At 47.3% G+C, this 2199-nt stretch carries 2 protein-coding genes; both read right to left on the bottom strand.

The features are described 5' to 3' along the window. Nucleotides 1-156: 156 nt before the first annotated feature. Nucleotides 157-1677 (bottom strand): Omp85 family outer membrane protein, encoded by a 1521-nt coding sequence (gene omp85 / locus LEP1GSC061_RS13205; RefSeq protein WP_040508821.1) that lies wholly within the window; start codon nt 1675-1677, stop codon nt 157-159. A 375-nt stretch (nt 1678-2052) separates the two neighbouring features. Then, a partial coding sequence (locus LEP1GSC061_RS21930) for a DUF1566 domain-containing protein (RefSeq protein WP_232218459.1) occupies nt 2053-2199 on the bottom strand: 147 nt, incomplete at its 5' end.

Below are 2199 nucleotides of genomic sequence, written 5' to 3'. Positions count from 1 at the left end.
GAAGAAGAGCGCTCCGGCTATCAGCTGGTTATCGTCTTCCGGCGCAAAACCGTATTTATTATGATCCAACTTCTCTTCGCAATTCAACACTAACGATGCCAAAAGGAGAAGCGATACTATGTTTGTATTTCGAAATATTCTTTTCATGACCTCTCCTTAGAATGCGTGACTGAAGTTTACGAAGACCTGCTCGTCTTCTCTAGACTTAGCGTAATCGATCATGATGATCGTCGCCTGGTTCCACGCGATCCTGAGTCCGAGACCCCGGGAATATTTATAATCCTTGGTTCCGATCTTATGTTCGTCGTCCCAGATCCGACCGAAATCGAAGAAAGGCACCAAGTTGAACGCGAAGTATTCTCCCCCGACAGACATTTGGGCGAATTTCCAACGGACTTCCAAGTTACCCCAACCCATCACTCTACCGACGAAGCGGTCCTGTTTGTATCCGCGCAGGGTCCTGAGTCCTCCGAGACCTCCGATCAAACCTTCCGTTCCCCACATATTTCTATATTCGAAAAACGGCACGTCTCCTTCCGACAGTCCCATACCGAAGCGACTCGCGACGACTAACTTATCGAATACCTTAGGAAACGGGCTCCAGAAGAATTTTCCCTGAGCGAAGTATTTCTGAAATTCGTAGTCCGAACCGAAAGCCTTGCTATTCTTTTCATACGTGGCTTCCAAGAAAGTCCCGCTATTCGGGTCCGGTTCGAAATCCCGGGTATCGTAAACCAAGGCCAGACGGATGGCATTCACATAACCACCATTGTAACCCAAAATTTTTCCTGCTTCTTGGTCTTCCGTAAGCCTTGTTTTTCCGTTCGGAACATCGGCGGCATTGAAGTCGGCGCCTAAGACAGGATCGTAACCGTGAGCTTTTTTTCCGTCGAAGGTACGGATGATATTATTCGAAGCCTTGATCCCTGCGACCAAACGGACGGTTCCTCCGAAATAGGATCTTTCCGTACTCAAGTTGATCATAGGAGTTTCTATCTCGTACCGGTTGTACATCCTATCGGTGACCATAAAGCCGGGTTGGCTCGGAACTCCGTAGTAAGTATTTCCGCCGAAAGCAACGGGATCCTGGGGCCCGCCAGGACGATAATAGCTAAGATTTCTTTCCTGGTCCGCGTAAGTCGCGTTTGTATATAGATTTCCTCCGGGCTGGTTTCTATCGTAATAGCTGAGGGTCTTCAAGGAACTCTCCCCTATACCGAAATACAGAGTAGTAGGAGTGATCGTTAAAAACGCATCCGCACGAAGCCTCCACTGGGTGTTGGCAATGAACGGCATATCCAAGCTCAATTGGTGATATTGGGCGTTTTTATTCGTATTGAAATACTGTGCAAAGAATCTAAGGCGATAAGGAGTATAATCGAACAACGGATCGGATTTCTTTCCGTTATTATACGCATAGGCTCGGACCCCGTATCCGATCCCTTCGTTCGGATCGGAGTTGATCAAAGGTAAACCGGTAGGATACCATCCTTCCTTCTTTACTTCCAGATCCTTGGCACAAAGTTGTTTCGTCGGATCCATTGGAAACGGTAGATTCGTTCTAGGAGCGGGCTTGGCACAACCCGGAGTGGGAGGTCCATCGTCAGCTTTTAGCTCAATTGCCGCTCCAGTAAAGATTATCGCTAGCACCAGCGATTGGATTCCTTTAATCCTCATGCATCCCCCGGAGGTTTGATTTTAAGTTCGTTCGTTATCAGTTCGAATTCTCAGAGTGTCAATTGAAATTCCTAATTAAAGTCGGCTTAGACCCGGTTCGAGTTAGCTTCGTTCCGAGTCCGATCTTGAAAAGTTTAAGATTTTGTAACGTTTTTTAGAGGCTTATGCGTCTTAGAACGGATTCTCCTATCCGAATATAAGCGATTTATAAGTATCCATACAGCTCATCACGGAAAAGAACCCGTTCATCCTTCTCTTTTTGGGATGCAAGAATCGTTCCCCAACTTCGTGACGCCCCTCGATACGGCACTTCGCGCCGACTCGGGACAACGCCCCTATTCTCTTGCGCGAGTTTTGTATCGAGAGAAGCGCAAGTTAGCGAATGCACCTCACGAAATAACGACTGGTTTTAGAAAAGCTTTCATCTTCTCCAAAACGATCCCTACCAAACGATACCGCTCGCGCTGTCTTCGTCGTTACGTCCTGCTCGTTCGCCGTAGAACTCCAATAAAAATCCTCTAT

Source organism: Leptospira wolffii serovar Khorat str. Khorat-H2 (assembly GCF_000306115.2).
GTDB classification, from domain to species: domain Bacteria; phylum Spirochaetota; class Leptospiria; order Leptospirales; family Leptospiraceae; genus Leptospira_B; species Leptospira_B wolffii.
The sequence above is the reverse complement of the archived record's forward strand: the minus strand, read 5'-3'. Positions and strand labels throughout refer to the sequence as shown.